The sequence below is a fragment of the Chitinophaga cymbidii genome (genome assembly GCF_007992715.1).
Classification (GTDB): Bacteria; Bacteroidota; Bacteroidia; order Chitinophagales; family Chitinophagaceae; genus Chitinophaga; species Chitinophaga cymbidii.
Genome location: NZ_BKAU01000004.1, coordinates 255,159 through 280,552, shown reverse-complemented (window position 1 = coordinate 280,552; position 25,394 = coordinate 255,159). Strand labels below are relative to the sequence as shown.

General features: G+C 54.1%; 23 protein-coding genes. 8 read left to right on the top strand and 15 right to left on the bottom strand.

The features are described from left to right. Window positions 1–43: 43 nt before the first annotated feature. The 3 genes from CCY01nite_RS17375 to CCY01nite_RS17365 are packed head-to-tail and all read left to right on the top strand — an operon-like array spanning window position 44 to window position 2,779. Window positions 44–1,054 (top strand): LytS family sensor histidine kinase, encoded by a 1,011-nt coding sequence (locus CCY01nite_RS17375; RefSeq protein ID WP_146864483.1) that lies wholly within the window; start codon window positions 44–46, stop codon window positions 1,052–1,054. Continuing rightward, entirely contained in the window at window positions 1,038–2,084 is a 1,047-nt protein-coding gene (locus tag CCY01nite_RS17370) for a sensor histidine kinase (protein WP_146864481.1), read from the top strand. The genes CCY01nite_RS17375 and CCY01nite_RS17370 overlap by 17 nt, the downstream gene beginning before the upstream one ends. 5 nt (window positions 2,085–2,089) lie before the next feature. Beyond that, window positions 2,090–2,779, top strand: a complete 690-nt coding sequence (locus tag CCY01nite_RS17365) for a LytR/AlgR family response regulator transcription factor (RefSeq protein ID WP_146864479.1) — start codon at window positions 2,090–2,092, stop codon at window positions 2,777–2,779. 50 nt (window positions 2,780–2,829) lie between these two features. On the opposite strand, the gene CCY01nite_RS17360 is transcribed toward CCY01nite_RS17365, so the two are convergent. Then, entirely contained in the window at window positions 2,830–4,791 is a 1,962-nt protein-coding gene (locus tag CCY01nite_RS17360) for a M1 family metallopeptidase (protein ID WP_222614429.1), read from the bottom strand. Window positions 4,792–4,961: 170 nt separating this feature from the next. Here CCY01nite_RS17360 and CCY01nite_RS17355 point away from each other — a divergent pair, with 170 nt between their 5' ends. Continuing rightward, complete coding sequence (locus tag CCY01nite_RS17355; protein ID WP_146864477.1) at window positions 4,962–5,612, top strand: DsbA family oxidoreductase; 651 nt, start codon at window positions 4,962–4,964, stop codon at window positions 5,610–5,612. Here CCY01nite_RS17355 and CCY01nite_RS17350 read toward each other — a convergent pair. Together CCY01nite_RS17350 and CCY01nite_RS17345 are read right to left on the bottom strand one after the other, a co-directional pair. Further along, window positions 5,609–6,103, bottom strand: a complete 495-nt coding sequence (locus tag CCY01nite_RS17350; RefSeq protein ID WP_146864475.1) for a putative outer membrane beta-barrel protein — start codon at window positions 6,101–6,103, stop codon at window positions 5,609–5,611. The genes CCY01nite_RS17355 and CCY01nite_RS17350 overlap by 4 nt on opposite strands. Window positions 6,104–6,128: 25 nt before the next feature. Beyond that, window positions 6,129–6,959, bottom strand: a complete 831-nt coding sequence (locus CCY01nite_RS17345) for a helix-turn-helix domain-containing protein (RefSeq protein WP_186831120.1) — start codon at window positions 6,957–6,959, stop codon at window positions 6,129–6,131. An 86-nt stretch (window positions 6,960–7,045) separates the two neighbouring features. Between CCY01nite_RS17345 and def the strand changes: the two genes are divergently transcribed. Next, window positions 7,046–7,573 carry a peptide deformylase gene (def, locus tag CCY01nite_RS17340; RefSeq protein WP_146864471.1) on the top strand — a complete coding sequence of 176 codons (528 nt, stop codon included), beginning with the start codon at window positions 7,046–7,048 and terminating at the stop codon, window positions 7,571–7,573. Here def and CCY01nite_RS17335 read toward each other — a convergent pair. Further along, window positions 7,570–8,076, bottom strand: a complete 507-nt coding sequence (locus CCY01nite_RS17335; protein ID WP_146864469.1) for a DUF4251 domain-containing protein — start codon at window positions 8,074–8,076, stop codon at window positions 7,570–7,572. The two genes, def and CCY01nite_RS17335, sit on opposite strands and share 4 nt — an antisense overlap. A gap of 98 nt (window positions 8,077–8,174) precedes the next feature. Between CCY01nite_RS17335 and CCY01nite_RS17330 the strand changes: the two genes are divergently transcribed. Both CCY01nite_RS17330 and dinB read left to right on the top strand, forming a co-directional pair. After that, window positions 8,175–8,489 (top strand): hypothetical protein, encoded by a 315-nt coding sequence (locus tag CCY01nite_RS17330; protein ID WP_146864467.1) that lies wholly within the window; start codon window positions 8,175–8,177, stop codon window positions 8,487–8,489. 52 nt (window positions 8,490–8,541) lie between these two features. Next, window positions 8,542–9,609, top strand: coding sequence for a DNA polymerase IV (gene dinB / locus CCY01nite_RS17325; RefSeq protein ID WP_146864465.1), 1,068 nt, complete (start codon window positions 8,542–8,544; stop codon window positions 9,607–9,609). 60 nt (window positions 9,610–9,669) lie between these two features. Here the strand turns inward: dinB and CCY01nite_RS17320 are convergent, their stop codons facing one another. The 9 genes from CCY01nite_RS17320 to CCY01nite_RS17280 form a co-directional block, all read right to left on the bottom strand. Beyond that, on the bottom strand, window positions 9,670–10,644 hold the full coding sequence (locus CCY01nite_RS17320; protein ID WP_146864463.1) for a DUF5007 domain-containing protein: 975 nt from the start codon (window positions 10,642–10,644) through the stop codon (window positions 9,670–9,672). A 6-nt stretch (window positions 10,645–10,650) separates the two neighbouring features. Then, on the bottom strand, window positions 10,651–11,334 hold the full coding sequence (locus tag CCY01nite_RS17315; protein WP_146864461.1) for a fasciclin domain-containing protein: 684 nt from the start codon (window positions 11,332–11,334) through the stop codon (window positions 10,651–10,653). A 23-nt stretch (window positions 11,335–11,357) separates the two neighbouring features. Beyond that, window positions 11,358–12,866 (bottom strand): RagB/SusD family nutrient uptake outer membrane protein, encoded by a 1,509-nt coding sequence (locus tag CCY01nite_RS17310; protein WP_186831119.1) that lies wholly within the window; start codon window positions 12,864–12,866, stop codon window positions 11,358–11,360. Between the two features lie 35 nt (window positions 12,867–12,901). After that, a complete protein-coding gene (locus CCY01nite_RS17305) occupies window positions 12,902–16,072 on the bottom strand; it encodes a SusC/RagA family TonB-linked outer membrane protein (protein WP_186831118.1) in 3,171 nt (1,056 codons plus the stop codon). Window positions 16,073–16,744: 672 nt separating this feature from the next. Beyond that, a complete protein-coding gene (locus tag CCY01nite_RS17300; protein ID WP_146864455.1) occupies window positions 16,745–18,244 on the bottom strand; it encodes a S10 family peptidase in 1,500 nt (499 codons plus the stop codon). A 158-nt stretch (window positions 18,245–18,402) separates the two neighbouring features. Further along, window positions 18,403–19,326, bottom strand: a complete 924-nt coding sequence (locus CCY01nite_RS17295; RefSeq protein ID WP_146864453.1) for a helix-turn-helix transcriptional regulator — start codon at window positions 19,324–19,326, stop codon at window positions 18,403–18,405. Window positions 19,327–19,395: 69 nt separating this feature from the next. After that, window positions 19,396–19,875, bottom strand: coding sequence for a hypothetical protein (locus CCY01nite_RS17290; protein WP_146864451.1), 480 nt, complete (start codon window positions 19,873–19,875; stop codon window positions 19,396–19,398). Next, on the bottom strand, window positions 19,872–20,252 hold the full coding sequence (locus tag CCY01nite_RS17285) for an SRPBCC domain-containing protein (RefSeq protein WP_146864448.1): 381 nt from the start codon (window positions 20,250–20,252) through the stop codon (window positions 19,872–19,874). The genes CCY01nite_RS17290 and CCY01nite_RS17285 overlap by 4 nt, the downstream gene beginning before the upstream one ends. 40 nt (window positions 20,253–20,292) lie before the next feature. After that, window positions 20,293–21,123 (bottom strand): CvfB family protein, encoded by an 831-nt coding sequence (locus CCY01nite_RS17280; protein ID WP_146864446.1) that lies wholly within the window; start codon window positions 21,121–21,123, stop codon window positions 20,293–20,295. Window positions 21,124–21,299: 176 nt separating this feature from the next. Here CCY01nite_RS17280 and CCY01nite_RS17275 point away from each other — a divergent pair, with 176 nt between their 5' ends. Continuing rightward, complete coding sequence (locus CCY01nite_RS17275; RefSeq protein WP_146864444.1) at window positions 21,300–21,503, top strand: cold-shock protein; 204 nt, start codon at window positions 21,300–21,302, stop codon at window positions 21,501–21,503. Window positions 21,504–21,572: 69 nt separating this feature from the next. On the opposite strand, the gene CCY01nite_RS17270 is transcribed toward CCY01nite_RS17275, so the two are convergent. Then, a complete protein-coding gene (locus tag CCY01nite_RS17270) occupies window positions 21,573–22,340 on the bottom strand; it encodes a DUF4846 domain-containing protein (protein WP_146864442.1) in 768 nt (255 codons plus the stop codon). 132 nt (window positions 22,341–22,472) lie between these two features. Then, the gene (locus CCY01nite_RS17265; RefSeq protein ID WP_146864440.1) at window positions 22,473–25,310 is read right to left on the bottom strand and encodes a M16 family metallopeptidase; all 2,838 of its coding nucleotides are present in this window, start codon (window positions 25,308–25,310) and stop codon (window positions 22,473–22,475) included. Between the last annotated feature and the right edge of the window lie 84 nt (window positions 25,311–25,394).

The window sequence follows — 25,394 nt, the reverse complement described above, 5'->3', positions numbered from 1 at the left end:
CGGGGACGAAAAAAAAAGTCGTTTTTCTACGCCCAAACGCTGCATGGATGCAGTAACTTGGGCGTTGATGACTGCCGGAAAAACATACCGTTACCTCGTGCACCTCGCCGTTTGCATGGCCCTCGTGTGCCTGTATTTCCTCCCCTCGCTGCTCGCCAACTGGTCGGCTCCCGTTGCGCTGCAATGGATCATGATAAGAGGGTTGCTGTTCGGCTTCATCAACTTCCATCTCTTTTATGCGCTGGTGTTCGTGATATTGCCGCTGCATGCCGCAAAGGCGCATGGCAAGGCCGTTGCGGGCGTGGTGCTCACCATCCTGTTCTTTTGCCTGCTCAAATATGGCGTGGGCCTGCTGTACCCGGAACAGGTGCTCCGCCGCGCCATTCCGCTGGTCGGTTTTTCGCCGCCCTACACGCCGTTCTTTACCTATCTCCGCTATACGCTGCAAACCGGCATTGCCGTAACGCTGGCCGCATATGCCTACCGCATTTTCCTGAACTGGCGTTACAGCGACCAGGAAAGCAGGCTGATGGAAAAAGCGGTGATGGAAACGTCCCGCCAGTATGAGCGGATGGCATTCAGCTCCCAGCTGCTGCTGCGCCACCTGCGGGCGCTGGAAGGCGTGCTGGACGTTGAAACGGAGCGGGACAAAACGGGCGTTCCCGGCATCCTCGCCCTGTCTGAACTGCTGCGGTACATGCTGTACGACCGTTCCGTGCAGGCCGGGAAAACCACGCTGGCCAAAGAGCTGCATTACTACGGCATCTACCTCGATCTCCATAACCGGCTGTTCCCGCAGCAACCGGTACAGCTGCACATCGAAGGCGCATCTACAGGATTAAGCGTAGAGCCCCTCCTGCTGCAAACCGCCACGGAAAAGCTGTTACAGGAGCAGGCAAATCCCGCGCCGTTATCCTTATGGCTGTACATCCACAACGATTCACTCGAGCTGGCCGTTCACCCGAAAAAAGCACCTTCGAAGCTGCTTTCCCGTATCAGGAATTTCCGGGCATTACGGGGCTTTAAAACACGGTTGTATGTGGAAAATGTATAGCCGCCGTTTCTTCGTGCTATTGGGAGTGTGGATGCTGCTGATGTATGCGCACAGCTTCCTGGGCGTCACCGCGGTGAAAACGCAGGCTGTGCTGCGGTACATACACATCCATAACGGCGTGTTCGGCTTTCTTAACTTTCTCCTTTTCTTTACCGCCATTCACTGGCCTGTTCCGCAGTTCCTGCAACGCCGGAAGCTACTACCATTACTGCTGCAGCTGATTACGCTCGCGGTGGCGGCGGCCCTGCTCAAATACGTGCTGGCCGTTACTTTCTTCCGTGAAGACGTACTGCTGATGGGCACCCGCGGCGCGGCGAAGGTCTACCGCACCTTTGACGCCTATATGATATACAGCGGGTGGGCCAACGCCCTCGTGCTGATGGCGGCGTTCGCTTACGTGCTCTTCTTCGCCTGGCTGCAGGAGGACAAACGCCGCAAGCAACTCTCGCTGCAAAAGCAACAGGCCGAATTTGCTTTTCTGAAGATGCAGCTCAACAGTCATTTCCTCATCAACAGCCTGAACAGCATTTATTCCCTCGCACTCGTGCGCTCGCCTGAAGTAAAAGGCGCTACCCGCACGCTGACGGACATGCTGGAATACATGACCGGGCAGCCACCGGTGACGGATTACCGCGGCAGCATGCAGGAGGAAGTGCGTTACCTGGAAGATTACATTGCGTTACAGCGCCTGCGTACCGGCTGTGACGATTGCATTCAGCTGCAAATGGAAGGCGATCCCGCGCAACACCGGATCGCGCCGCTGCTGCTGGTGCCCTTTGTGGAAAATGCTTTCAAGCACGGCATCACCCATCAGTCGGCATTTCCTGTGAGCATTCATATTCATTGCGGGGCAGACAGGCTGTCGTTTTCCGTGCATAATTTCAAATCCGGTCACCGGCGCGACAAAACGGGCGGCATCGGCCTGCACAACGTCCGCCAGCGGCTGGAACTCGTATATCCGGGGCGTTATGAACTGGACATAAAGGATACGGAACGGGATTATTATTGTAATTTGATCATTCACTGGTAAATCATATGGCCATTCCATGCATTGTGATAGATGACGAGCCGCTCGCCGTACAGGTGATCACCGAGCTTATCAAAAAAGTGCCGGAGCTGCAATTGCAGCGCAGCTTTTACAATCCCGCGGAGGCGCTGGCCTGGCTGAAAGAAGACCATCAGACCAGCCTTATTTTCCTGGACATACAGATGCCGGAACTGACGGGCATCGAGTTCATGCAGCTGCTGCGCGGCCGCGCGGACGTGATCCTCGTGTCCGCCTACGATGAATATGCGCTGGACGGCTTTGAATACGAAGCGGTGGATTACCTGCTGAAACCCGTGTCTTTCGAGCGTTTCGTGAAAGCCGTGCAAAAGGTGATCAACAAAAAAACGGCGCCGCCGGCCACGGAACAAACGTCCATCTTCATCCGCACCGATAAACGTATCGTGCGCATCGATATGAAAGACATCCTGTTCATTGAGGCGTTGCGGAATTATGTAGCGATACAGACAGACACCCAAAAAATACTGACCCTTCAGAACCTGCGCAGCTTCGAAGACCTGCTGCCGGCCACCCATTTTATCCGGGTGCATAAATCCTTCATTGTCGCGATAGACAAGATCAGCAGTGTGGACAAACAGCGGGTGTTCATCGGGCAGCACACGCTGCCGGTGGGAGATGCTTATGTGAAGCAGTTCCTCGATGCGATCAGGATGAGTTAATTGAGAGGGCAAAAAAAAGTGGCTGCCGTTTGGCAACCACTCCTGTTTCTTTATGGCAATGCTTTCCAGGTATTGTTCGTGCTGTTCACGTCCGGCAGCACCCTGTCCGGGTCCACCGTCACGCTTTCTATCTTGCCTCCCACCGTATGGCGGAACGCCTTTTCGCCGCCGTTCTGCCAGATCTCCACAGGCAGCTTCACCTTGCTGGTGGCGCCGCCCGCTTCTTTTATTTCCACGGTTACGGGCATCGGCAGCTGCTCCAGGCATTCAATGGTGATGATGGCGGTGGTATCGTTCTGGTAGCTCACACCTTTTACCGCCATGTCCACCTTCCAGTTATTGAGTATCCAGCCGCGCCAGAACCAGTCCAGGCTCTCGCCGCTGCTGTTCTCCATAGCGCGGAAAAAGTCCCATTGCGTGGGATGTTTAAAGGCCCAGTTATCGATATAATATTTAAACGCCTTATCGAAACGCTCTTCGCCGAGCACTTCCTCACGCAGGAGGTCAAGCCCCATGGCGGGTTTGTAGTAGGCCAGCACACCCAGGCTGGCGCCACGCACTACATCCGCGCGGTGATAGACCGCGCTGGCGGAATCGAAGAACATGGTGCGGCTCATCTGGTGGCGGTCTCTCTTGCCGCGCGCAAATTCGCCGTTATTGAACGCTTTGTCCGCCAGGCCGTTGATGAACGTATTGAAACCCTCGTCCATCCACGCATGGCTTCTTTCATTGCTACCCACGATCATGGGGAACCAGTTATGCCCGAACTCGTGGTTGGTTACGCCCCACAGCCCATTCTTCTGCGCGCGGGCGGAGCAGAACACGATGCCGGGATATTCCATCCCGCCAACAATGCCCGCTACGTTCACGGCCACCGGGTAAGTATAAGGGTACCACTTTTCAGCGTAATGCTCGATGCAGCCCTTCACAAATTCGGTGGAGCGGCGCCAGGCGGAATCACCGGCGCTTTCTTCCGGGTAAACGCTCATGGCCAGCGCCTTCTTGCCGCCGGGCAGGTTGATGCGGGCTGCGTCCCAGATGAAGGCGGGCGATGAAGCCCAGGCCACGTCGCGGGTATTTTCGCATTTGAATTTCCATACCAGCCGGTCTTTCTTCGGACGTGTAGCCGGGTCCGTTACTTCTTCCGGTGCGCGGAGCATCACCGTTTTATCGCTTTGCTGCGCTTGTTTGTAGCGCTGCAATTGCTTTGCGGTCAATACTTCCCCGGGGTTCAGCAGTTCGCCGGAACCTACCACAATGTGGCTGGACGGCGCATTGATAGTATATTCGATATCGCCGTATTCGAGGTAGAACTCGCCCTGACCGAGGTATGGCAGCGTGTTCCAGCCGAGCACGTTGTCAAACACGCACATACGGGGGTACCATTGCGCGATCTCGTAGATCTTGCCGTTCTTTGTTTTGAGGATGCCCATGCGGTCTGTGCCGTATTCGGGGATGTTGAAAGAGAAGTTCACTTTCAGCTGCACCAGGCCGCCTTTGGCTTTCAGCGCGGTGGGCAGGTCTACGCGCATGCGGGTGTCCACCACTTCGTAGTCCGCTTTCTGCTCCTTTCCGCCAGTGATGACCGCCACCTTTCCGATGGTGTAACCGCCGTTGAAATTGCGGTTCGCCCAGCGCCCGCCGCTCACGGGCGTTACGGCCGCGCCGCGGGATTCGGGTTTGTAGATGTTCTGGTCCAGCTGCAGCCAGAGGAACGGCAGCGTTTCCGGGCTGTTGTTCCGGTATGTGATCACAACGGAACCGCTGATGCTTTCCTTTACATCGTCAAAGGTGACGTTGATCCTGTAATCGGCGGCGTTCTGCCAGTATTTGTCGCCTGGTCTTCCGCTGGCGGTCCTGATATCGTCGCCTTCGGATTCATAGAACAGGGGTTCGAATGCTTTGTATGCATTGAAGTTGGAAGCGCTTTGCTGCGCGGATAGCGCCATTGGCAGGCATAGTGATCCGAGAAGGACCGCCAGCAAATGGAATCGGTGTCTTGTTGCGGGCATAGATTTGTTGATTAACGAACCTGAAATCTAGTTATAAAATCCCGGTTTTTAAAATGGGGAGGATGATTTATGTGGATTTGCCGGAATAACATATCGCTAAAATACGGCATTCTCCGCTTGCGGGCCAACCGGGTAATAAATCGTAAATTTGCAGACTTAAAACGGAAATTATGAAGATAGAGATATGGTCGGATGTGGCCTGCCCGTTTTGCTTCATCGGCAAACGGAACCTGGAAGCGGCACTGGCGCAATTCCCCCACCGGAACGATGTGGAAGTGATCTGGCGAAACTTCGAGCTGGACCCGGGCGCGCAAACGGAATACAAGGAAAATCAATACGAGCTGCTGGCGAAAAAATACGGTATGTCGCTGGAACAGGCGCGGGAGAATACGGAGCGCGTGGCCATGTCCGGACAAGCCGTTGGCATCGCCTTCGATTTCGATAAAGTGATCCCCACCAATACATTCAATGCGCACCGTTTGATACAGTTCGCGCATCAGCATGGCCGGCAGGACGCGGCGGAAGAGCAGCTGTTCAAAGCGAAGTTCGAGGAAGGGAAACATGTAGGCCGGAAGGAAACCCTGCTGGAAATTGCCGGTTCCATCGGGCTGGATGCTGCCGCCACAGAACAGGTACTTAACAGCGACGCTTATACGAATGAAGTGCGGGCGGATGAAGCGGAAGCGCAGGCGCTCGGCATACGGGGCGTTCCTTTCTTTGTGTTCGACCGCAAGTATGCCATTTCCGGTGCGCAGCCGGTGAATGCTTTCAAACAGACTTTAGAGAAAGTATGGGAGGAAGCGCAGCCCGTGGAGCCCTAAAAATTATATCCTGCCTTCAGGCCAAAAAAGCCGGTAGTGCCGTCTTTGAACCAGGCTTCATACTTCGCCTGCACATCGAGCCCAAGCACCCTGATGCCCACACCCGGCGCCAGGATCACAGCCGAACCGCTGTTATCGCCGGTGAAGTTGGCAGCGCCGCTTTCCAGCTTGATGTACAGGATGGAAACCAGCTTGTACTTCAGTCCCACCCGTACAGGGATCGCTGATACCGCGGGGTATTTATCGCCTGCCGCATCACGCTGACCGCCAAAGCGCATGTAACCGACGGAGCCTGTTACACCAAGACCGGCTACCAGCTTGATATCGGCATTCAATCCAACGCCGTACCCGGTGTTATGGGTGTCGCCAAAATCTCCAACGGGAAAGCCCGCTTCTACATACGGCCCGATGCTGAAACGTTTCAACTGGGCATGCGCGGCTATGCTACCTGTCAACAGGAACAAAAGGGTAATAACAACTTTGTTTTTCATGCAAGGATATTTGGTGGTTAGCTTATTATGCGAAAGTATTAATTATTTGGGAATGAGGGAAATAAGAACTTTTCACGGACAAATATGCGCCCGGCGGTTTGCCCGTGAATAAACGGAACTCTTTCGTAAAATGGTTCTGGTCATAATACCCGTTCAGCACCGCGGTGCCCATGAGATCGCGGCCACCGGTTTGCAGCAAATGAAAGTACGCATGCAGGAAACGTTGCAGGCGGGCGTATTCTTTGGGACTGATGCCGGTGATGCTGATGAATTTTCTTTCCAGCCATTTGTAGTTCACCTTCAAACTATCCGCCAGTGATTCAATGGACAGATTGCCTTTTGCTTTACGGATGACTGCCAGCGCTGTTTCCAGTAAGGGTGGCACCGTTTGTTCATGGCGGACGGCAGTTTCGCGAACCAGGTTTTGCAATATGCCGATCATCGTTTCAATATCTTCCGCGGCCTGCAATTTCGCTATCCAGTCTTCCCCGAATACTTCTTCAAAAGACCAAACCGGCTGATGCCGGAGCAGCCGCACTTTATCCGGCGCGAGGCGGTAAAACCCCGTCCCGGTAAACCGCAGCACCAGCAAGGCGCCCGGCGCAGGACGCATGTGAATGTTCTGCAGCAGCTGCGCGCTGCACCATCCGCTTTGCACCCGCTGCTGTGCATCGAGATAAAATACCAATGCCGGAATACCATCGCTGAACGCCAGGGTGCCCGAAACAGCCTCCTGCCGGCTGAACAGCCAGCAGCCTTCCACGATAGCGCGCAGGTCAGCCGCGGGAGTAAACATCCTGCTATGGGCAGGGAGCGCGTCCTGCTGCATGAAATATCGGAGTAAATGCACCGGCATGATCCTGCAAAAATACGATAAAAGGCCGCCGTGGTTTTGTCTAAAATTTACTATGCATCCACCGCGCCTGTCCGCAAATTGCATCCATGATTAAACCGATCGTTGCATACGGCGCGCCCATATTGAGAAAGCGTTGCCAGCCGGCAGACGTTACATCGCCGGAACTTCCCCTGCTGCTGGAAGACCTGTGGGATACCATGCGTAACGCCAACGGCGTGGGGCTGGCCGCGCCGCAGATCAATATTGACGCGCGTGTTTTTGTAGTGCAGGCGGACGAGTGGAATGTAAAGCAGGCGTTCATCAATCCGCTTATCACCGCTTACAGTGAAGCCACCTGGCTGGATGACGAAGGTTGCCTGAGCATCCCCGGCATACAGGCGCCGGTGGCAAGAGCGGAACATATCACCATCAGCTGGCTGGATGAAACGCTGGAAGCCCGCACGGAAACCTGGCACGGCCCCGTGGCCAGGATGATCCAGCATGAATATGATCACATCGAAGGGAAGCTGTATACAGACAGACTGGCGCCTTTGCGCAAACGCCTGCTGCATGCGCATTTGGAGCGCATCCGGAAAGGAAAGGCGCCATGCCCCTACCCGCTCCGGTATTTTTAGCGCCGGTTGCGTTTCTCGCGGACCACGCCGTTAAAGGAGATCGGCTGGCGGTTGGTGCTCGTCACCTGCAGGGATGCATATCCGTCTTTCGAAACGGTGAGATAGAATTGCTGCACGTCCCGCGCGTCATTGGGTTTAATGGTGATGTTCCATCCACCGTCTTTTCCATTTTCTTCCTTGTATTCAAAATTGGTGGAGGTGAACTGGATGCCGCCCTGCGAAGGGTCCATCGGTGCGTTGTAGGCACGGCCGAAATAAGGCAGGTAAGAGATCACCGTATCTTTTGACACATATACATCATAGCCGTCGCCCGTGATCTGCCGGCTGCGGCCTCTCATCGGGAAAACGGTCTGCGCCTGGAAAACATATTTGCGGTCGGCGATCAGCCGGCTCACTGTTCCCTCATCCATCCCCTGACCGATCTGTTGCGATTGTGTGGGGGAACAGGCGGGAATGGCGGCGGCTACTATCAGCAGGACAAATATTGAACGGATAATTTTCATATCGAACCGTTTAGATGGTAGTACAACAAAACACAGGCCATAAAAGTTGTCATATTTTTATTATATTTATAAGATCATCCTGACTAACACCATACACTATGACCACACTTATGCTCATTGCGCTGGCCGCAGCCCTGTTTTTCGTTGCCCATGTATTTTTACTGTTCACATCATTCGGTAAAGACCGCTACAGCAAGACCAAATATCTCTGGTCGCACCTGACCCTCTGGATCAGCGGGGTACTGGTCTTTACCCTTACCACCCTGTATGCCGGCACCGGCGAATCCGGGATCGTGGACGTGTTTGACACACCTGTCAGGCGCGGGCTCATCCTGATGGTGGTGGCAGTGCTGTCCATCGTGGCGCACACCATCGTGCGGTACCTGGTGCTGCCGCGCTACCAGGTAAAATAATGTCATCACGGAGGGGCTACGGCCCCTCTTTTTCTGTGTATATTGCAGGGCCGTGAGAAAGATCATTCATATTGATATGGATGCGTTCTATGCATCGGTGGAGCAGCGCGACAACCCTGAATACCGAGGCAAGCCCATCGTTGTCGGCGGCTCACCGGAAGGACGCGGAGGCGTGGTGGCCGCGGCCAGTTATGAAGCACGCAAGTTCGGCGTCCGCTCCGCCATGCCTTCCAAAAAGGCGCAGCAGCTTTGTCCACACGTTATATTCGTTCGCCCCCGTTTCCCCGTTTACCGCGAAGTATCCCAGAAAATCCGGGAAATATTCCACCGTTATACCGATCTGATCGAACCTTTATCGCTGGATGAAGCATATCTTGATGTTACGCAGGACAAACCCGGCATCGGCTCCGCTATCGCCATCGCGCAGCAGATCAAGCAGGCCATCCGCGAGGAGCTGCAATTGACCGCTTCGGCGGGCATTTCCGTGAACAAGTTCGTGGCGAAGATCGCGTCTGACATGCAGAAGCCGGACGGGCTTACGTTCATCGCGCCGGACCAGGTGGAGGATTTCATGGAGAAGCTGCCGGTGGAAAAGTTCTTCGGGGTAGGCAGGGTGACCGCTGAAAAAATGAAACGCATGAACCTGCATACCGGCGCCGATCTTAAACGGCTCACGGAAAACGACCTGGTGCAGCATTTCGGTAAAACGGGCAGGTTCTATTACCGGATCGTGCGCGGCATCGACGAGCGCGAAGTGCAGCCGCACCGGGAAACCAAATCGCTCGGCGCGGAAGATACCTTTGCCTTTGACCTTACTACGGTGGATGAAATGAATGCGGAACTGGATAAAATAGCCGTTACCGTTACAGAACGGCTGAAGAAATATAACCTGAAAGGGCGGACCGTCACCCTCAAGATCAAGTACAGCGATTTCCGGCAGATCACCCGCAACCAGTCTTTCCCCCACCCTGTCGGTGATCTTGAAACGATCGCCGGAGCGGCCAAGCAGCTGCTTTTGAAAACGGAGCCGGACGATGTGAAGATCCGGCTGCTGGGGATCACCTTGTCCAATTTTAATGAAGAGCCACCGGGAGAGAGCCGGCAACTGACGTTATTTTAAAAAGGGGAAGCGCCGGAGCGCGAAAATGCGGCTCCGGCGCCTTTTATGGCTACCCCGTTTTCAGGCTTTCCGTGTGACCTTCGGCAACTGTATCGTTACCTCGTACGTTCCGGCCACCAGCAGGCGGAAGGCGAAACGCGGGTTCACATTATAAATGGATTCAGGCGTTGGCGTTACACCCGGATCGATGGTTACAAAATTGCTCGGGATGCGGTAATACATCAGGAAACCGTAGCCCGGGTATTCCAGGATGGGGAACGGCGTCAGCTCGAAGTTGCAGACCATGGTGGTATCTGTGTATTCCACCGGGTTGAACTTGGCATATGTTTCAAAAGTGGGCCGGTCGCCACGGCGGATCAGCTCACCAGCATCGGGATTGAAGGGAATGCCGTTCTTGTCCGTGATCTTCAACCTTACCTGGTAGCCTTCATCGGAGATCTTGCGGTAGGTCATCACAGGCGTGGCAATGTCCCCGCTGGTGTTGGTGCCGTCTATGAAATAAGCGCAGCCCGGCGCGCCCTCCTGCCGGAACGGCTGGTCCTGTATCTGGATCACGGAGATGTCCTTGAATACCTTCGTGCCGCTGCCATTGGAAACCTGCACATCAAACGAATAATTCCCGACGGGAATATTGATAGACCCTTCGTTGAAGATCAGCTGCCCCGATTTCTCCACCAGTTCCAGCGGCGGCACCATTTTCATTTCACGCTTTTTGTTCAGCAGCTCCACGGTAGTGTCCGTATCGGGATTGAAAAGCGCGGTCCATATCCAGACTTCCTTTTCTTCGGAGAAGAGCGTGGTGGGCTTCCCGGTAGCCAGGTCGCGCACTTCGAGCAGCTTTACGCTGATGGGATAATTGGAGCCGTCCAGCTCGAACGCTTTGGGATCGGCCTTGTAATTGGTGCCCCGCGGCACCCGGAACGTGTCGTTCACATACCTGATCTGGTCGCTGATGTAACCAACGGGTATCTTTTTGCAGGCAACCGCGGCTGCCAGTACGAGGAGGCTCAGCAAAATATATTTACGTATAGTCATGATCGTTTATTTAGGTTCAGTGGCAAAGGTGAAAATGTGTGTATTGGACAGCACGTGCAGCACGCCGGTGGTGGTGAGGATGCCGGTGGTCTGCGCCACGACGCGGAGATCGCGCTCCGCTTCGGGCACGTCCGAATTATCAACCGGGTCTACCGCGCCGATCACCTTTGAGAAATAGATATATTCCGGAACGATGGTGAGGCCGCCGGTCTGGTATTCGCCTGTCGGATCTTCCCGCAGGGAAATGTGCCTTTGCTCGGTATCCTTTGCGGTGAAGAACTGCCCGGTTTCGTTCAGCCCTGTCCGTTCGATCTTCTCACCGAAGAGGTAGGCCCGCAGGGAATCCTTCAGCAGGTCAAAATCCAGTTCGCCAAATTCGAATACGAGATTCTCATCGTTCGCCTCCAGTCTTTTCCTGGCCTGCACCACCTTTTTCACGTAGTTCTGGATGGCGTAGTCCGTCGGTGCAAAGAAAGTGGTGCCGGCGGCGTTCACTTCCTCCTGCATGCCGGTTTTATCGATCAGCAGCAGCAGGGTGTCGAACAGGGGGTTTGTTTTCAGGTACTCGTAAGTGGTACCATTGAATTGCGGGTTGTGGGTGCTTCCGCCAACGAGGTAGTCATTCTTTTTGCAGGAGGCAAAAGCGATGATCAGCAGGGCGAAAAGCGGCCATTTTATATACGGTTGCATGTTTACATTTTTAAGATGATCGTTTAAAGCCTGCCGTTCCAGTAAGGTGTTTGTTTCATCAGCAGGTTGTCTTTGAACAGTACGCGGGGGATCGGCCAGTAGTTGCGGCCGTAGGTGGTGGTGCCCTGTTCCATCGCGCCGTTGAAGATGGAATTGAATTCCGTGATCTTGCCGGTGCGCAGCAGGTCCCAGAAGGCATGGCCTTCCGCGAACAGCTCGCGCTGCCTTTCATAAACCAGTTCGAGCAGGAAGTCGTCGCCGGTGATGGAAGGGTCCAGATCGCCGATGCGGGCGCGGTTGCGGGTCATGTTCACCAGCAGGCGGGCGCCGGGCTCATCGCCGTTCATGTACAGTGCTTCCGCCCGCAGCAGTATAACATCTGACAGGCGGTTGATGATGATGTTGTTGGAGTAACGTGGGTCTTTCCGTTCATCGCCGTCGCGGTAGAATACGCTGGCGTATTTCCGCAGCATCAGCATGTCCGGCCCGATGGGGTCTTCATATATCCACATTTTCCTGCGCAGGTCGTCCGGGTTATCATATATTTTGTTGAGCGTTTCGCCCAGCACCAGCCAGGGCACTTTTTCCGGATCGCTGCCCGGTTCGCGGGTGGCGAGGTACGGGGCATACAGGGTTTTCTGCCCGATGCCGTCAGTGGATGATTCGTTCTGTTCATAATTGATATTGATCTCGAAAATGCCTTCGGTAGAACGTCCAATGCTCATTTTCGCATATTCCGCGGAATCGGTAATGAAGGTAAGGCCGTAGCTGCCGGGGTTGGCTACCAGGTCGCGCGTCACCTCCTCACATTTGGTGTAATCCTTCATCCAGGCATAAATATGCGCCTGCAAGGCGAGCGCGGAGGCTTTGGTGGCCCTTACGCCGCGGTCCCCGCTGCCGAGCGGCATCTGGGGAAGCAGGCTGATGGCGGAGTCCAGGTCTTCCAGACATTTCGCGAGCACTACCTCCTGCTTTTCGCGGCCGTAGTTCTGCGCTTCTTCCACATCCTCCACAGCTGTCAGCACCAACGGCACATCACCCCATACCCTTGAAATGTAGAAGTAATTAAATGCACGGAGGAAGTAGGCTTCTCCGAGAAAGTAATCCTTGTAACCGGAGTTAAACGTCATTTCCGGGATGCCCGGTATTTTCATGATCAGCAGGTTGGCCTGCGCGATGGCTTTATAGAACTTCGTCCAGTTCTGCAGATTTTCCAGGTAACCGTAGTATACGCCGTCAAAAGACCCGTCGCGGATCTGGTGGATGGAATAATCGGAATAATAAGTGATGCGGAACGTATTGGCGGGCACGTCGCCATATACGTAATAGCGGTTCTCGTCCGTGAGGGCATCCCGCAGCAGGGAATAGCCGCCGAGGAGGCCGGCCAGCGCATCGCCCTGGTTCTTCCAGAACTTGTTGCTGGAAGGCGTTTCCTTGGATTCCAGCTCCAATACCTTCTTGCAGGATGTCTGGCCCGCCAGGAACCATCCGGCCAGCAATACAGGTAGTATGATATATGTAAGTCGTTTCATGTTCATTTGTTTTACTTGTAGCAATTAAGTTCCCTTTAGAAACTGAGGTCCAGGCCCAGCGTGAATTTCATGGGGATCGGATATCCATCCCCGGTATACACGCCGTATGCGTTCACCGCTTCCGCATCCGGGATGCTGGAACGCTGGAAGGTGTAGAGGTTATCGATCATCCCATAAAAGCGCAGGCGGCTCAGTTTGATGCGCCGGAGCACATCCGGACTGAAATTGTAACCGACCGTCACGTTCTTCACGCGGAGATAGCTGCCGTCTTCGATATACATGGTGCTCTTGTCCAGGAAACGGTAAGGCGAGCGCTGGCCGTTCACGATGGAGAAAGTGGGCAGGTCAGCAATGTCGCCGGGCTTCTTCCAGTAGTTCAGCTTTGTAATGTCCATCATGGCCCTTTGCATCAGCTGGCGTTCGCCGTCGTTGCCGGTGGCTTCAAACAGGTATTCCAGGCGGCGGTTCATATAGCTGTTCATGATATCGCGGCCAAAAGTGTAGTTGAGGAAAAAGCTGAGGGAAATGCCTTTCCAGGTGAAAGTGTTCAGGATACCGCCGTAGAATTTGGGGTTGGGATCACCGCCGATGATCTGGTCCATCGGTTCTTTCAGGTCAAAGTTGCCGTCCTGGTCTATCAGGATAGGATCGCCCGCATGATATTCCCATCCCACGAAATTCTTCATAGGCTGGCCTGTGAGCAGGTTGTACGGCACATCTTCCGGGCGGGAGTAAATGCCGTTGAACTCGAACACGTAATACTGGTTCACGGGCAGGCCCACGGACAGCAGGTAATCCAGTCCGTATACCCCTGTGTTGTAATTGAACACGATGCTCCGGCCGCCGTTGGGCAGTGCGGTGATCACGTTCTCGTTATAGGCGAAGGTCCAGTCTGTGGACCATTGCAGCGGGCTGCGTTCGGAGAGGTTGCGGGTGTTCAGCGTTACTTCCAGGCCGGAGTTGCGTAAGCCGATCGCGTTGGTCTGCGCCTGCGTGTATCCGCTCGCGTTGGGGAGCAGGTAGTTGAAGAAACCTTTTGTCGTTTGCCGGTTATACAGGTCGGCCGTCAGCCGGACGCGGTCTTTGAACAACCCCATGTCTATACCAATGTTGCCCTGGCGGGACTCTTCCCAGGAGAGGTTCCGCTGCGCGATGCCGTTAAAATAGTTAGGCGTGATCACCGGGGTGCCGTTGTAGGAAGTGGACAGGTCCGAGCCCCAGTTACCATCCGCGCCGGCAAAAGATGCATTGTTCACCAGGTAGTTATTATACCCGAGGTAATTGCCTTCCGGCTGGTTCCCCGTAACGCCGAAGCTGCCGCGGACCTTCAGGAAATTCATCCACCCCATTGTCCCCTGCATGAAAGGTTCGTCACTCACGATCCATCCCGCGGAAACAGAAGGGAAAAAGCCCCAGCGGTTATCCTTACCGAATTTGGAAGATGCATCCGCATTGAATACGGCGGACAGCAGGTAACGGTCTTTAAAGGAATAGTTCAGCCGCGCGAAGAGCGTTTGCAGGCCGGTTTCCTGGATCTTGCTTTCGGTATATGAATAATTTTTATTCGCCACGATCACGCGCCATACATAGTCATTCGGTATGAGGTCCGCATCCCCGTAGTTGGAGCGGTATTGGGTGTATTCTATATTCTGCCCCGCAATCACGTTGATGTCGTGCTCGCCGATTTTCGCGGAATAGTCCAGCGTGGCATACGCGGTGATGTATTCCGATTTCGAGGAGAAGGAAGACGCAAAGCCCTGCCCGTTGTCACGCACCACGGAAGGCTGATAGTAATCGCGGTTGGACGTTTTATTCTGGTAGTTGACGGTGCCGTTGAAATGCAGGTTCTTGAGAATGTCCGCCGTGAAGGAGGTGCTGAACTGCAGGTCGTTGTCGATGTTCTTGTCCACCCGGTTGCTGTTGCCCAGCAGGTATTCCCGGCTTTCATCCGTCAATGCGTAGAAAGACGAAGGCATGGTGTAGGTGCTGAAGGCGAAGAAGCTGCCGGTGCGTTCGTTCACGCTGCGTGGACGGTCTGTGCGGCTATAGCGGAAGCGGGTCTGGTTACGGAGCCAGGGCGTAATGGTGGCGCCTACCGTACCGAGTATGGAATAGCGTTTGAAGCCGGTATTTTTCACGATGCCGTCTTCCTTGTAATGCCCGAGGCTGAGGCGGTAGTTGATGGCGTCTGTGGCGCCGGCCACGGAGAGGTCGTAGTTATTGAGGATGCCGGTCTTGTAGAACATGCCCTGCCAGTCCGTTGCATTGTTGAAAGCCGGATTGAGGCTGTCTGTGAGCATCATGGGCAGGGATTCATTGTCTATGTACTGGTTATAGAGTTCCATCACATCCCGTTTCATCCGGCGTTCTTCAGCGCCTATCACGGTTTCCACCAGCTTGGGCTTTTGCGCGATGCCCATGTAGGTGGAGAAATTGAATTCCGGCTTGCCGGTCTTTGCGCGGCGGGTTTTGATGATGATCACGCCGTTGGAGCCGCGGGAGCCGTAGATGGCGGATGCGGAGGCATCTTTGAGGATGTCGATGGATTCGATGTCGTTGGGGTTCAGACCGGCGATCACATTCGTTCCGGTGCCGTTGCCCTCCATGGCGCCGATATCATTGGTGGTGGTAATGATCCCGTCGATCACATATAAAGGGGAGCTGAGGGCGCGGGCTTCGTCGTATCCGCGCAGTACGGAGGTGTTGCCGCGGACCACCAGGCTGTTGCGGATGCCGGGCTCACCGGAAAAGTTCTGCACGTTCACGCCGCTCACGCGCCCCTGCAGCATCATGTCTACACTCGCGGCGGGAAGATTGGCGATGGTCTCGCCTTTAACGGTGGATACGGCGGCAGTGTTCTTGCGGCGCGAAACTTCCTGGTAACCGATCACCACCACGTCCTGCAACATTTTCTGGTTGTCTTCCAGCACAACGAGCACAGCGGTCTTGCCTTCTACATTCACGTCCTGGCTGTTAAACCCGATAAAGGAAAATGTGAGGATGCGGGAGGTGCCCTTTAATGTCATGGAAAACCGGCCGTCGGCATCCGTGACCGTTCCGCTGGTAGTGCCTTTCTCCACGACCGTTACACCGGGCAGGCCGGTGCCGGATTTGTCTTTCACCGTACCGGTGATTTTCTGTTCCTGCGCTATCCCTTGCATGGATAGGAGCACCAGGAACATGAGGTAAATTGTTCTTTTAAACATACGTTTAAATTTTGGTTGTTGAATTTGGATAATTGGTAAGGATGTGCGAGTGGATGTCAAACGTTGTTCACTTTCATGTATCATTTTTTGGTGAGTAATCTGGTATGTTACAGGCATAGCATGCCCTGTTGCCCTTCCGGGCAATTTTGATGCTGGTTACAGTAAAGACAATAAAACTCCCTGCCGCCTTCCGGCGGCGTTTGATCATACTCTTCTGTTGGGTCCTGATGTAATGAAGGGTGTGCCTTTTTTCACAGCATTATACAACGGCGCTCTCTTGCCGGAAATCCGATAAGGCACCTGAAAAAATCGATTTAGCTTGGTTTAAACAGTTAAATGTTGAATTCCTATAAAATCCTTTCCTCGTAAATGTTCTAATTTTTTTGCTGGTGAAAGTCAGAGTAGCCTTTTCTCATGTCTGATAAAAGTCGCGATTTAGTTCTCTCCTGGTCTTTTGGGTGTATGATGATAATACTTCTAAACTATCAACTTTGCTGGTAAGTTAAAAATATGGTCTTTCTGAAATGACATTATAGTGACAACGATCAATGGCGTGTAGCTTAAAGTTACGCAAAACAAAAAACAAACTTTACAAAATTTCAACAAAAGAGAGGGCTTCCTGCCGGCGTATGTAAACGCCCCTTGCCAACTTATCAGGCAAGGGGCGCGATGTTAATATTTTGCGGGTTGTCCGGCTTTGGGAATGGACTGCAGGATGAAGTTGCGGAGGTGTTCGTTGCTGGTGGCGAGGTCGTCTTTGCGGAGGTACATCATGTGCCCGCTGCGGTAGCCTTCCCAGGAGAGGCGGTCTTTCAGCTTCCCGCTTGGGTCCAGCTGCCACATGCTGTATTTGGCGTTGAAGTAATCGCAGGCGCCGTCGTAATATCCGCTCTGGATGAGTACATGCAGGAAAGGGTTTTGCGCCATGGCCTGGCGGAGGTTCTCTCCTGTTCTGTTGCCATCATTGTCCCAGGGAAAAACGGGGCCGAACATATAGTATTTGAGATCGGTCTTGTAGTTGAGTTCTTCACGCAGGTAGATGTTGATGGCGGGTGTAAAGGAATGCAGCCAGGAGGTGAGTTCCGCGTTGAAGTCCACGCGGTCGCCGCCGTCTTTCCGGTCGATGCCCAGGTAGCGGGAATCCAGCCGGCCAACGGTGTACCCGCGGTCGCGCAGCAGTTCTTTCCAGAAGAAGTTGGTGGGTATGTCCAGGTTCTGCTGCAGTACGGATTTTTCCGGGAGGCCGGCGTAGCGGCTTATTTTCGCGGCCATTTCTTTCTTTTTCGCGTCGCTGATGAAGCCGCCTTCCGCCAGTGCGGGTATGTAATCCCTGACGGTGAACGTTTCCACTTCCTGCAGCAGCGTGGTCAGTTCTTTTTGCTGCAGATCGGCGGGGAGGGCTTTGTGGTACCATGCCGTGGCGGCGTAGTACGGCAGGCGCAGGGCGGCGCTGACGGGACCTGTTCTTTCAATGCCAAGATCCGTGGGCGATACCAGCACCACACCGTTCAGGTAGATCCACTGCGCGTTCTGCAATTCCAGCGCGAGACCGGAAACGCGGGTGGTGCCGTAGCTTTCGCCGATGAGGTATTTGGGCGAGGCCCATCTTTTGTAACGGGAAAGGAAGGTGTTGATCCATTCCGCGAGGTATTTGATGTCCTGGTTCACACCGAAGAATTTGTCGCGTGGCACGTCTTTGTTCGCCGGGCGGGAGAAGCCGGTGTTCACCGGGTCTACATACACAATGTCCGCCACGTCCAGGATGGAATGCGGGTTGTCTTTCAGGCCGTATGGCTGCACGGGGTAGCCTTCGTCATCAATGTTGAGCACGCGGGGGCCGGTGTAGCCGATCTGCATCCAGACGGACGCGGTGCCGGGGCCGCCGTTAAACGAGAACACCAATGGCCGCGCATTGCGGTCCGCCACGTTCTGCCTTTCGAAATAGGTATAGAACACGCCTGCGATCGCTTTGCCGTCATCGTCCCATACGGGCAGGGTCCCGGCGATGGTCTTGTACGGCACTTTCTGCCCGCGGATGGTGGCTTCATGGCTGGTGGCTACGAAAGAATCGATCTTTATAGCGCGTTGATGCGTTTCCGCGGCCGCGGGGGTTTTCTGCGCAAAGAGGCTGGTGCTGCCGAGTAACAGGGCAATGGTAAGGATGCTTTTCATCTGTTAATATTGATTTTTTACGGGCCAGATGACATCGAAGATGCATCGAGGCTAATAAGATCTAAACATGATCGAGATAAACCTCGCATTGACATGATCATGCTCGGTTTCATATTTTAAACTTAGGGAATATTCCGGTATCGGGAGGAAGATTTTGATCAATGGCGGCCCTTCACTTCGCCCGGCGTGTAGCCGTAATAGCGTTTGAAAGCCTTCGTAAAATTCTGCGGCTCGCTGTACCCCAGGTCTATCGCAATATCTCCAACGGACACGCCGCCATCCTGCAGCAACCGCTTCGCGTGATTCATCTTCAGCTCATTGAGATAACCGAACACGGTGGTGCCGAACAGCTCACGGAATCCTTTCTTCAGCTTGAAATCATTTAACCCCGCCGCCCGCGCTACCTGCTGCAGGCTGATGGGCTCGAACATGTTCAGGTGCACGAACTGGCGCGCGGCATGCAGCTTCTCGATGTCCGCAGCCTTGATCTGCAGCGGCTTCCGGCCCATGAGGTTTTCCGCCTGCTGCGCCTGCATGAGAAACAGTTCGATGATCTTTGCTTCGTAATACAACTGTTTCATCTGGCCTTCATAGCTGCAATGGATCATTTCCTTCATCACCCATTGCTGCCGCGGCGTGATGTGCATGGGCCAGGGAGAGATGTCCGCCACCTGCCCCCGCGCGATCTTGTCGCCCATGCGCAGCAGGCAGTCCAGGTCGCTGGTAAGCAGGCGTTCGAAGAAAGCTGGACCGATATCGATGCCGAAGTTACGGCTGACGGAGGGTTCCAGCACATAGTGCCCTTCAAAGTAAGGCGAGTAGCACAATACATGCTGGTTGGCGGCCACCTGCAGGTCTTCCCGGCGGTTGGAGGTAACGGCATACCCGGTGCCTTCCAGCGAAAAATACATGCAGAGCGAAGGCGTTTCCTGTTTGTCCGTATAACGCACCGGCTGCTCATGCCGGGATTCCGTGGCGAACATATGCACATCTTCCCATTGGTATTCAATGGAACGGATTTGGGCCCGCGCGCCCCGATCGTCTGTATAAATGATTTCCGGAGAGGGTAATGTGGTGGTCATGCCGGATAAAATTAGCAAATCTTTTTACCCGGCAGCTGATGGATTGACCAACAGCGTTCATCATTTTTATCAGGGATACGACAGCGCGTCCAGCTTCTTCCGGTAGTCGTATTGCAGATCTTCGTGCTGCGCTTCAATGGCCTTTTCGATCTTCCGCAACTGCTGAAAATAAAGGTTGGTAAGCTGCACGCTGTTGTCCATCCGTATGCCGGACTTCTTCATTTTCTCGCAGAAGAACAGCAGCAGTTCTGTTTCAGCCTGCTTTGATCCGGTGAAGCGGATGTGCTTGTTGGTGATGCGGAGTATCTTTCGCAGCGTTTTCTTTGCGAAGTAGAGATGGGTGGTGGAGAGGGATGCAAATTCCAGGTCGATGTATTCGCGGACGGAGCGGATGTAGCCGTCCAGATCATGCGCGTCGAACAACAGGTAGGTAAGCAGTTCCTTGTTTTCCTTTTTGGCCTTTGCCAGCCGGAGGCACAGCTCCGCCAGCTGCGCATGCGGAACCGTACTCAGTTCCTTCTTCAGTTCATTGATGGTAGCGGTCCTCATTCGGTATAAAAATCGATCAGCGCGCCGAAGTAGGCTTCGTTCCAGCCTCCGGTGATGTTATCATAATCTTCGTCGGGGATATTGGTATGCCTGAGTTCCGCGGAGGTGCCTTTTTTATGCGGGTGCAGAATGATGGTAACGATAGAGGGCTCTTCCTGCTCACCGAAATACCATTGCTGCACGATCTTGCGGTCGGCTTCAAATTCGAGGTTCATGCCTTCGATGCTCCCGTCCCACAGGGAAAATTCCGAGCCCGGCTCTGTGCTCATCACGGCCTTCTCCCCTGTCCACAGCTGAATGGTGGCGGGCAGCGTGAGCGCGCGGTACACGTCTTCCGGCGGCGCGGTGATCACAAAATGCTTTTTGTAGTCCTTCATATGGATGCAAAACTAGCAATTATTGTGTAACTGCCGGCGTTCAGTCCAGCAGGCGGATGCCGGTTTTCGTAAATTCGATTTTCTGCTGTTTGTAGAGGCTGCCTGTGGTCATCTTGAAGGTTTTCTTGCTCATGCCAAAGAATGCGGCGATCTCTTCGGGGTCTGATTTATCGTGATAAGGAAGATACCCGTCGTGTTCCTGCAGCAGCCGCAGGATCTTGCCGGCTTCGTCTTCTACTTTTTTATAGCCTGCTTTTCCGGGCACCACATCTATCTTGTTGCCTTCGCGGATGGCTTTTACAAAGCCTTTCAGGCGGTCGCCGATATCGTATGGCTTCACCTGGTCTGCTTTGTGGAGGATGCCGGTGTGCTTGTTGTTGATGATGGTAACGAAGCCGATGTCTGTACGGCGGTAGATGATCAGGTCCACTTCATCCATTTCCTTTACGGTCAGCTCCTCGTTACTGAGGTACGGATCGATCTTTTCGGTGGCGGCAACGCGGCCGGTCAGCTCATCGAGATAGATCCTGACGAGATATTCCTGCCCTTTACGCATCCGCATCATTTGCTGCGAAAGCGGAACAAAAAGGTCTTTCATCAATCCCCAGTCCAGGAACGCGCCCTGTTCCGTGGCGTCCACTGCTTTGAGGGTCACCACATCGCCCACCACGCCATACGGACGGTCGGTAGTGGCAATAAGGCGGTTCTCGGAATCATGATACAGGAACACTTCCAGCTCATCTCCGGGCTTCGCGCCTTTCGGCACATACCTTTTCGGAAGCAGTATCTCCTGGTCGCCTCCATCCATGAAAACGCCAAAATCCGTTTCCTTTTTAATCTTCAAAATGTTGTATTCTCCTGTTTTTACCATGATTTTACGGTCTGATCCGCCAAAGGTACAATAAAATAACTCGTTTGAAATGCTTTACCATCCACCATATAAAACAAAAACACCATTCGATCGTTCTATTAACATCTGGTTAATTAGGTGCTATTGATTATTAATCATACCTTCGCTTCCACACATTTTTTTTAATTATTTACACAATGGAACAAAAATTCACCGGAACTGTAAAGTTCTTCAATGAAACAAAAGGCTTTGGTTTCATCAAACATGATGAGTCAGCCAAAGAAACTTTTGTACACGTAAACGGTCTCATTCATGAGATCCAGCAAGATGACCGCGTAGAGTTTGAACTGCAGGAAGGTAGGAAAGGCATGAATGCTGTTAATGTTAGACGTATCGATTAAGCTTGCTTAATAATATCGTTTTACAGGGCTGGACAGATTACTGACCGGCCCTTTTTTATTGGAAGCGTTTTATCTGAAGCGTTTCAGCGACCCGCTTTCGAACGTCCATTCCGGCGTTACCAGCACATCCGCCTGGCGCGTGCTGTACCAGGGGGAATGTGCGCCGGATGGGTTCCTTAAAATATGAATGTCCTGCGCCGGCATATAGCTTTGCGCCAGCAGGAACATCTTCTCTCCCGCCCCGTTCACCGCAACATCCATCACTATCACCGCATGCCCCGGCGAGCCGCCTTTGATGAACACGTCTCCCGGCCTGATATCCATTACAGACGGCAGCGGCTGCAGCTCTTTGCTGAGGGAAAGGGTGCCGGCGTAAGCAAATACGGTTTGCAGATAGGATTCAAAACAGGCGCGGCTGTCGCAGGCCGCGGCCATACGCTGCTTCTTCAGCTTCCCCTGCCGGATCACGAAGCGGTTTCCTTCCGTCCAGCTTTGATAGTCCATCAGCGTGCCGTCCGTGGCATGAAAGGCGATACCGGCGTATCTTTTCTGGCTGTAGAGGTATTCCGCATAGAGGCGCATAACGGCGTCCGCGCATTGCTGCAGGTCTTTATCTCCTACTGTTACGTCCAGCACGGCGAACTGCGCGGACTGATTGGCTTTTTGCTGACCGTTGTAGAGATACACGGTGTTGTCCGCTTTCAGCGGCACTTTGCGGAGCCAGCTGCCGAAGGCGGTTGCGGGCTGGTGGATGCGGGTATATCCTGCCGGGGGCTGTATGGCGGATACGTCCGGGCGGAGCATGCAGGTGATGAGGAACAGCGGAAGGTATGGCATGCTGTAGAGATGCGGGGCGGGGATAATTCCATAAAAGCGGCGGTAAACAGGGTTGTATATATGGTTGCCTGCATAAAAAAGGGAGTGTACCAAAAGTTCCGGTACACTCCCTTTTTTAAAAATCAGTTTTATTTATTTCTCCGGCACCAGCACGGCCCGGAAGAAGTTCTTACCACTGAGGTAAAGCTGTGCCGCTGCTTTCACAGATTCCGGCGTTACCTTGCCCAGGCGTTCGTTTTGCTTCAGGATGCTGGTGGGATCTTCGTTATCCCTGAACTTGCCAACGAGGTAGTTCAGCCAGAAATTATTCTCGCGCAGGCTCACTTCAATGGAGCGCCTGCTTTCGGCTTTGAATTTCTCAACGTCCACCGCGGTGGCGCCGTTCTTTTTGATCAGTTCCACTTCGTCCAGCGCGGCGGCGATGAGCTTGTCCACATTCGCGGTGGCGCAGCTGAAGGAGATGGAAAGGGCGTAATAGGGCGCGGGCAGCTTCTCGTAGGATACGCCCACTCTCGGGCTGTACACGCCGCTTTCTTTTTCGCGCAGGCGTTCCAGCACCTTGAATTCCAGTATCTCGCTCAATGCGCTCAGCTGCATGTTGTTCTCCGGCGCGTAGCTGTAGCTGCCATGGAAGAATAACTGCACCTGCGCTTTGTCTTCAATGCCCTTGCGCACGGTCCGTTCTACTTTGCCGGGCAGCGGTTTCACGCCGCGGTCGATGTACTGCTCGTTGCGCTTGTCAGCCGGCAGGCCGCCGAGGTATGTTTCCAGCAGGGGCTTGATCTTCTCCACTTCAAAATTGCCGACAAACACAAAGGTCTGGCCGCTCGCATCCGCGAAGCGGGCTTTATAGAAGTCGAAGGATTTATCGAGGGATACATTGTCCAGCTCCGCGGGCGTAGCTTTTCTTTCGCGCTCGCTGTAGGAAGTCCACACTGCGTTCACGGTATCGCGGTACGCCACCTCGGGGGAAACGCCGGAGTTGGCCAGCACTACCTTATAGTCATCGATGTTCTTTTTAAACACCACGGGATCTTTACGGGGATTGGTGGCATGTGCGTACACCAGCTGCAGCGCGGTTTCCAGGTCTTTCGGGGAAGCGCCGCCGCTGAAGCCCTGGTGCAGCTCGCTGATGTAAACGGATGCGCTGGCGGTGGAACCGGCCAGCAGCTTGCGGAGCTGCGTGTTGTCAAATTCGCCGATGCCGTCGCCGGCAATATTGCTGGCATAGCTGATGGCGAGGTAGTCCTTATCGTCTGCCTGGGAAGTACCGCCGGTAGCGAAGGAGGAGAAGATGATCTGGTCGTTGCGGAAGTCGGTGGGTTTGAGCATTACTTTCACGCCGTTGGACAGCGTGAGCTTTGTAACGCCGATCGCATCGATCTTCTGTTCGTCCACTATTTTCCCGGCTACCGGTTTCTTTTCCAGCAGGGGTTTGTCAACGGCATTGTCCACATACGCCGTCACGCCTTTGCCGGCGCTGCGGATCGCATTGAGCAACTGCGCTTCTGTGGGCAGCTTGTCTTTGCTTTTTTCCGGGGCCTGCACAATGATGGTCAGGTTTTCTTCCTTCACCATTCTTTTTGCGGCTTTATTCACTTCTTCGAGGGTGATCTCGCCGATCAGCTTTTTCATCAGCTCATACCGGTAGGTGGCCGACGGAATAGCGGTGCCCTGCAGGAAATGCCGGAGGTATTGCTGCACGTATGCATTGGAGGGTGTTTTATCTTTTTCGCGGAAGCCTTTTTCGTTGCCGGCGTCCATGTTCTTTTTCACTACTTCCAGCTCGGAGGCCGTGAAGCCGAACTGCGCCATTCTTTCCGCTTCCACCATCATACCTTTCAGCGCGTCTGCCAGTCCTTCCGGCGTTTTGGATACCGCGGCCACTTCGGTGGCATCCAGTCCGGGTATCAGGCCGCCCTGGTAGGGGCCGTAGCCGAACTTGCCGTAAATGAAGGGCGCGGTGCCTTTCTGCATCAGCTCGTTGATGCGGCTGGCCATCATGTTGTTGATCATTCCTTCCACAACGCTTTCCCGCACATCGGCGGTTGTTCTGGAGATATTGCCGCGGTGGCGCATCATGGCGAATGCCTGGTGATAGGGAAATTCCACGTCCGTTACGATCTTGATGAGCGGCTCGTCGTTGTCGGGCAGGCCGTAGGTCGGGTGCGGCTTTGGATTGGCGGGGTTCTTCAGCGGGCCGAAGTGCTCCTTGATCAGCGCTTCCACCTGTGCGGGATCAAAATCGCCGACGGCGATCACGGCCTGCAGGTTGGGGCGGTACCAGTCCTTATAAAAGTTCCTCAGCTCTTCATGTTTGAAGTTCTGGATGATGTCGATCTTGCCGATGGGGATGCGTTCCGCATAGCGGGAGCCTTTCAGGAGAACCGGCAGCAGCTCTTTCTGCATGCGGGACTGCGCGTTCTTGCCCCGCTGGCGGTCTTCCTCCACGATCACGCCTCTTTCCGCGTCGATCTCGGAGGCTTCCATGGTTACCAGTCCCGCCCAGTTGGCGAGTATCTTGAACCCGTTGCGGAACAGCGCGGCGCTGTCTGTAGGGATCGGCAGCTGGTAAACGGTCTGATCGAAAGACGTATAGGCGTTCAGGTCAGCCCCGAACTTCACGCCGGCTTTCTGCAGGTAGTTGATCAGCTCGTTCTTGGGGAAATCCCTGGTGCCGTTGAATGACATGTGCTCGGTGAAGTGCGCCAGTCCTTGCTGTGCATCGGTTTCCATGAGGGAGCCGGCTTTGAGGGCCATGTACAGCACGGCGCGGTTCTTTGGCTCGGCGTTCTTGCGGATGTAATAGGTCAGGCCGTTGGGGAGCTTGCCTATTTTCACCCCGGCGTCCGCCGGGATCAGCTCACCGGCAAATCTTGCCGTAGCCTTTTTCTGGGCAGAGACGGGACTATTCCAAAAGGAAAAGACGCTTGAAACCGCAAGCGCCAGCACCAGGAAATTTCTTCTCATAAGATGATGTTGGTTTTTTGTTTTGATCTTGTTGTATAACATAACAGGTAACCGGTCGGCGGACCGGGGGGCTAATATACTACA

What these genes read in the sequence shown, in the direction of transcription:
- CCY01nite_RS17370 (WP_146864481.1), top strand. Translation starts at nt 1,038, where the DNA reads ATGTGGAAAATGTATAGCCGCCGTTTCTTCGTGCTATTGGGAGTGTGG.
- CCY01nite_RS17355 (WP_146864477.1), top strand. Translation starts at nt 4,962, where the DNA reads ATGAAGATAGAGATATGGTCGGATGTGGCCTGCCCGTTTTGCTTCATC.
- CCY01nite_RS17350 (WP_146864475.1), bottom strand. Translation starts at nt 6,103, where the DNA reads ATGAAAAACAAAGTTGTTATTACCCTTTTGTTCCTGTTGACAGGTAGC.
- CCY01nite_RS17310 (WP_186831119.1), bottom strand. Translation starts at nt 12,866, where the DNA reads ATGAAACGACTTACATATATCATACTACCTGTATTGCTGGCCGGATGG.
- CCY01nite_RS17365 (WP_146864479.1), top strand. Translation starts at nt 2,090, where the DNA reads ATGGCCATTCCATGCATTGTGATAGATGACGAGCCGCTCGCCGTACAG.
- CCY01nite_RS17265 (WP_146864440.1), bottom strand. Translation starts at nt 25,310, where the DNA reads ATGAGAAGAAATTTCCTGGTGCTGGCGCTTGCGGTTTCAAGCGTCTTT.
- CCY01nite_RS17320 (WP_146864463.1), bottom strand. Translation starts at nt 10,644, where the DNA reads ATGACTATACGTAAATATATTTTGCTGAGCCTCCTCGTACTGGCAGCC.
- CCY01nite_RS17345 (WP_186831120.1), bottom strand. Translation starts at nt 6,959, where the DNA reads ATGCCGGTGCATTTACTCCGATATTTCATGCAGCAGGACGCGCTCCCT.
- CCY01nite_RS17360 (WP_222614429.1), bottom strand. Translation starts at nt 4,791, where the DNA reads ATGCCCGCAACAAGACACCGATTCCATTTGCTGGCGGTCCTTCTCGGA.
- CCY01nite_RS17335 (WP_146864469.1), bottom strand. Translation starts at nt 8,076, where the DNA reads ATGAAAATTATCCGTTCAATATTTGTCCTGCTGATAGTAGCCGCCGCC.
- def (WP_146864471.1), top strand. Translation starts at nt 7,046, where the DNA reads ATGATTAAACCGATCGTTGCATACGGCGCGCCCATATTGAGAAAGCGT.
- CCY01nite_RS17305 (WP_186831118.1), bottom strand. Translation starts at nt 16,072, where the DNA reads ATGTTTAAAAGAACAATTTACCTCATGTTCCTGGTGCTCCTATCCATG.
- CCY01nite_RS17300 (WP_146864455.1), bottom strand. Translation starts at nt 18,244, where the DNA reads ATGAAAAGCATCCTTACCATTGCCCTGTTACTCGGCAGCACCAGCCTC.
- CCY01nite_RS17330 (WP_146864467.1), top strand. Translation starts at nt 8,175, where the DNA reads ATGACCACACTTATGCTCATTGCGCTGGCCGCAGCCCTGTTTTTCGTT.
- CCY01nite_RS17315 (WP_146864461.1), bottom strand. Translation starts at nt 11,334, where the DNA reads ATGCAACCGTATATAAAATGGCCGCTTTTCGCCCTGCTGATCATCGCT.
- CCY01nite_RS17290 (WP_146864451.1), bottom strand. Translation starts at nt 19,875, where the DNA reads ATGAGGACCGCTACCATCAATGAACTGAAGAAGGAACTGAGTACGGTT.
- CCY01nite_RS17270 (WP_146864442.1), bottom strand. Translation starts at nt 22,340, where the DNA reads ATGCCATACCTTCCGCTGTTCCTCATCACCTGCATGCTCCGCCCGGAC.
- CCY01nite_RS17375 (WP_146864483.1), top strand. Translation starts at nt 44, where the DNA reads ATGGATGCAGTAACTTGGGCGTTGATGACTGCCGGAAAAACATACCGT.
- CCY01nite_RS17275 (WP_146864444.1), top strand. Translation starts at nt 21,300, where the DNA reads ATGGAACAAAAATTCACCGGAACTGTAAAGTTCTTCAATGAAACAAAA.
- CCY01nite_RS17280 (WP_146864446.1), bottom strand. Translation starts at nt 21,123, where the DNA reads ATGGTAAAAACAGGAGAATACAACATTTTGAAGATTAAAAAGGAAACG.
- CCY01nite_RS17285 (WP_146864448.1), bottom strand. Translation starts at nt 20,252, where the DNA reads ATGAAGGACTACAAAAAGCATTTTGTGATCACCGCGCCGCCGGAAGAC.
- CCY01nite_RS17295 (WP_146864453.1), bottom strand. Translation starts at nt 19,326, where the DNA reads ATGACCACCACATTACCCTCTCCGGAAATCATTTATACAGACGATCGG.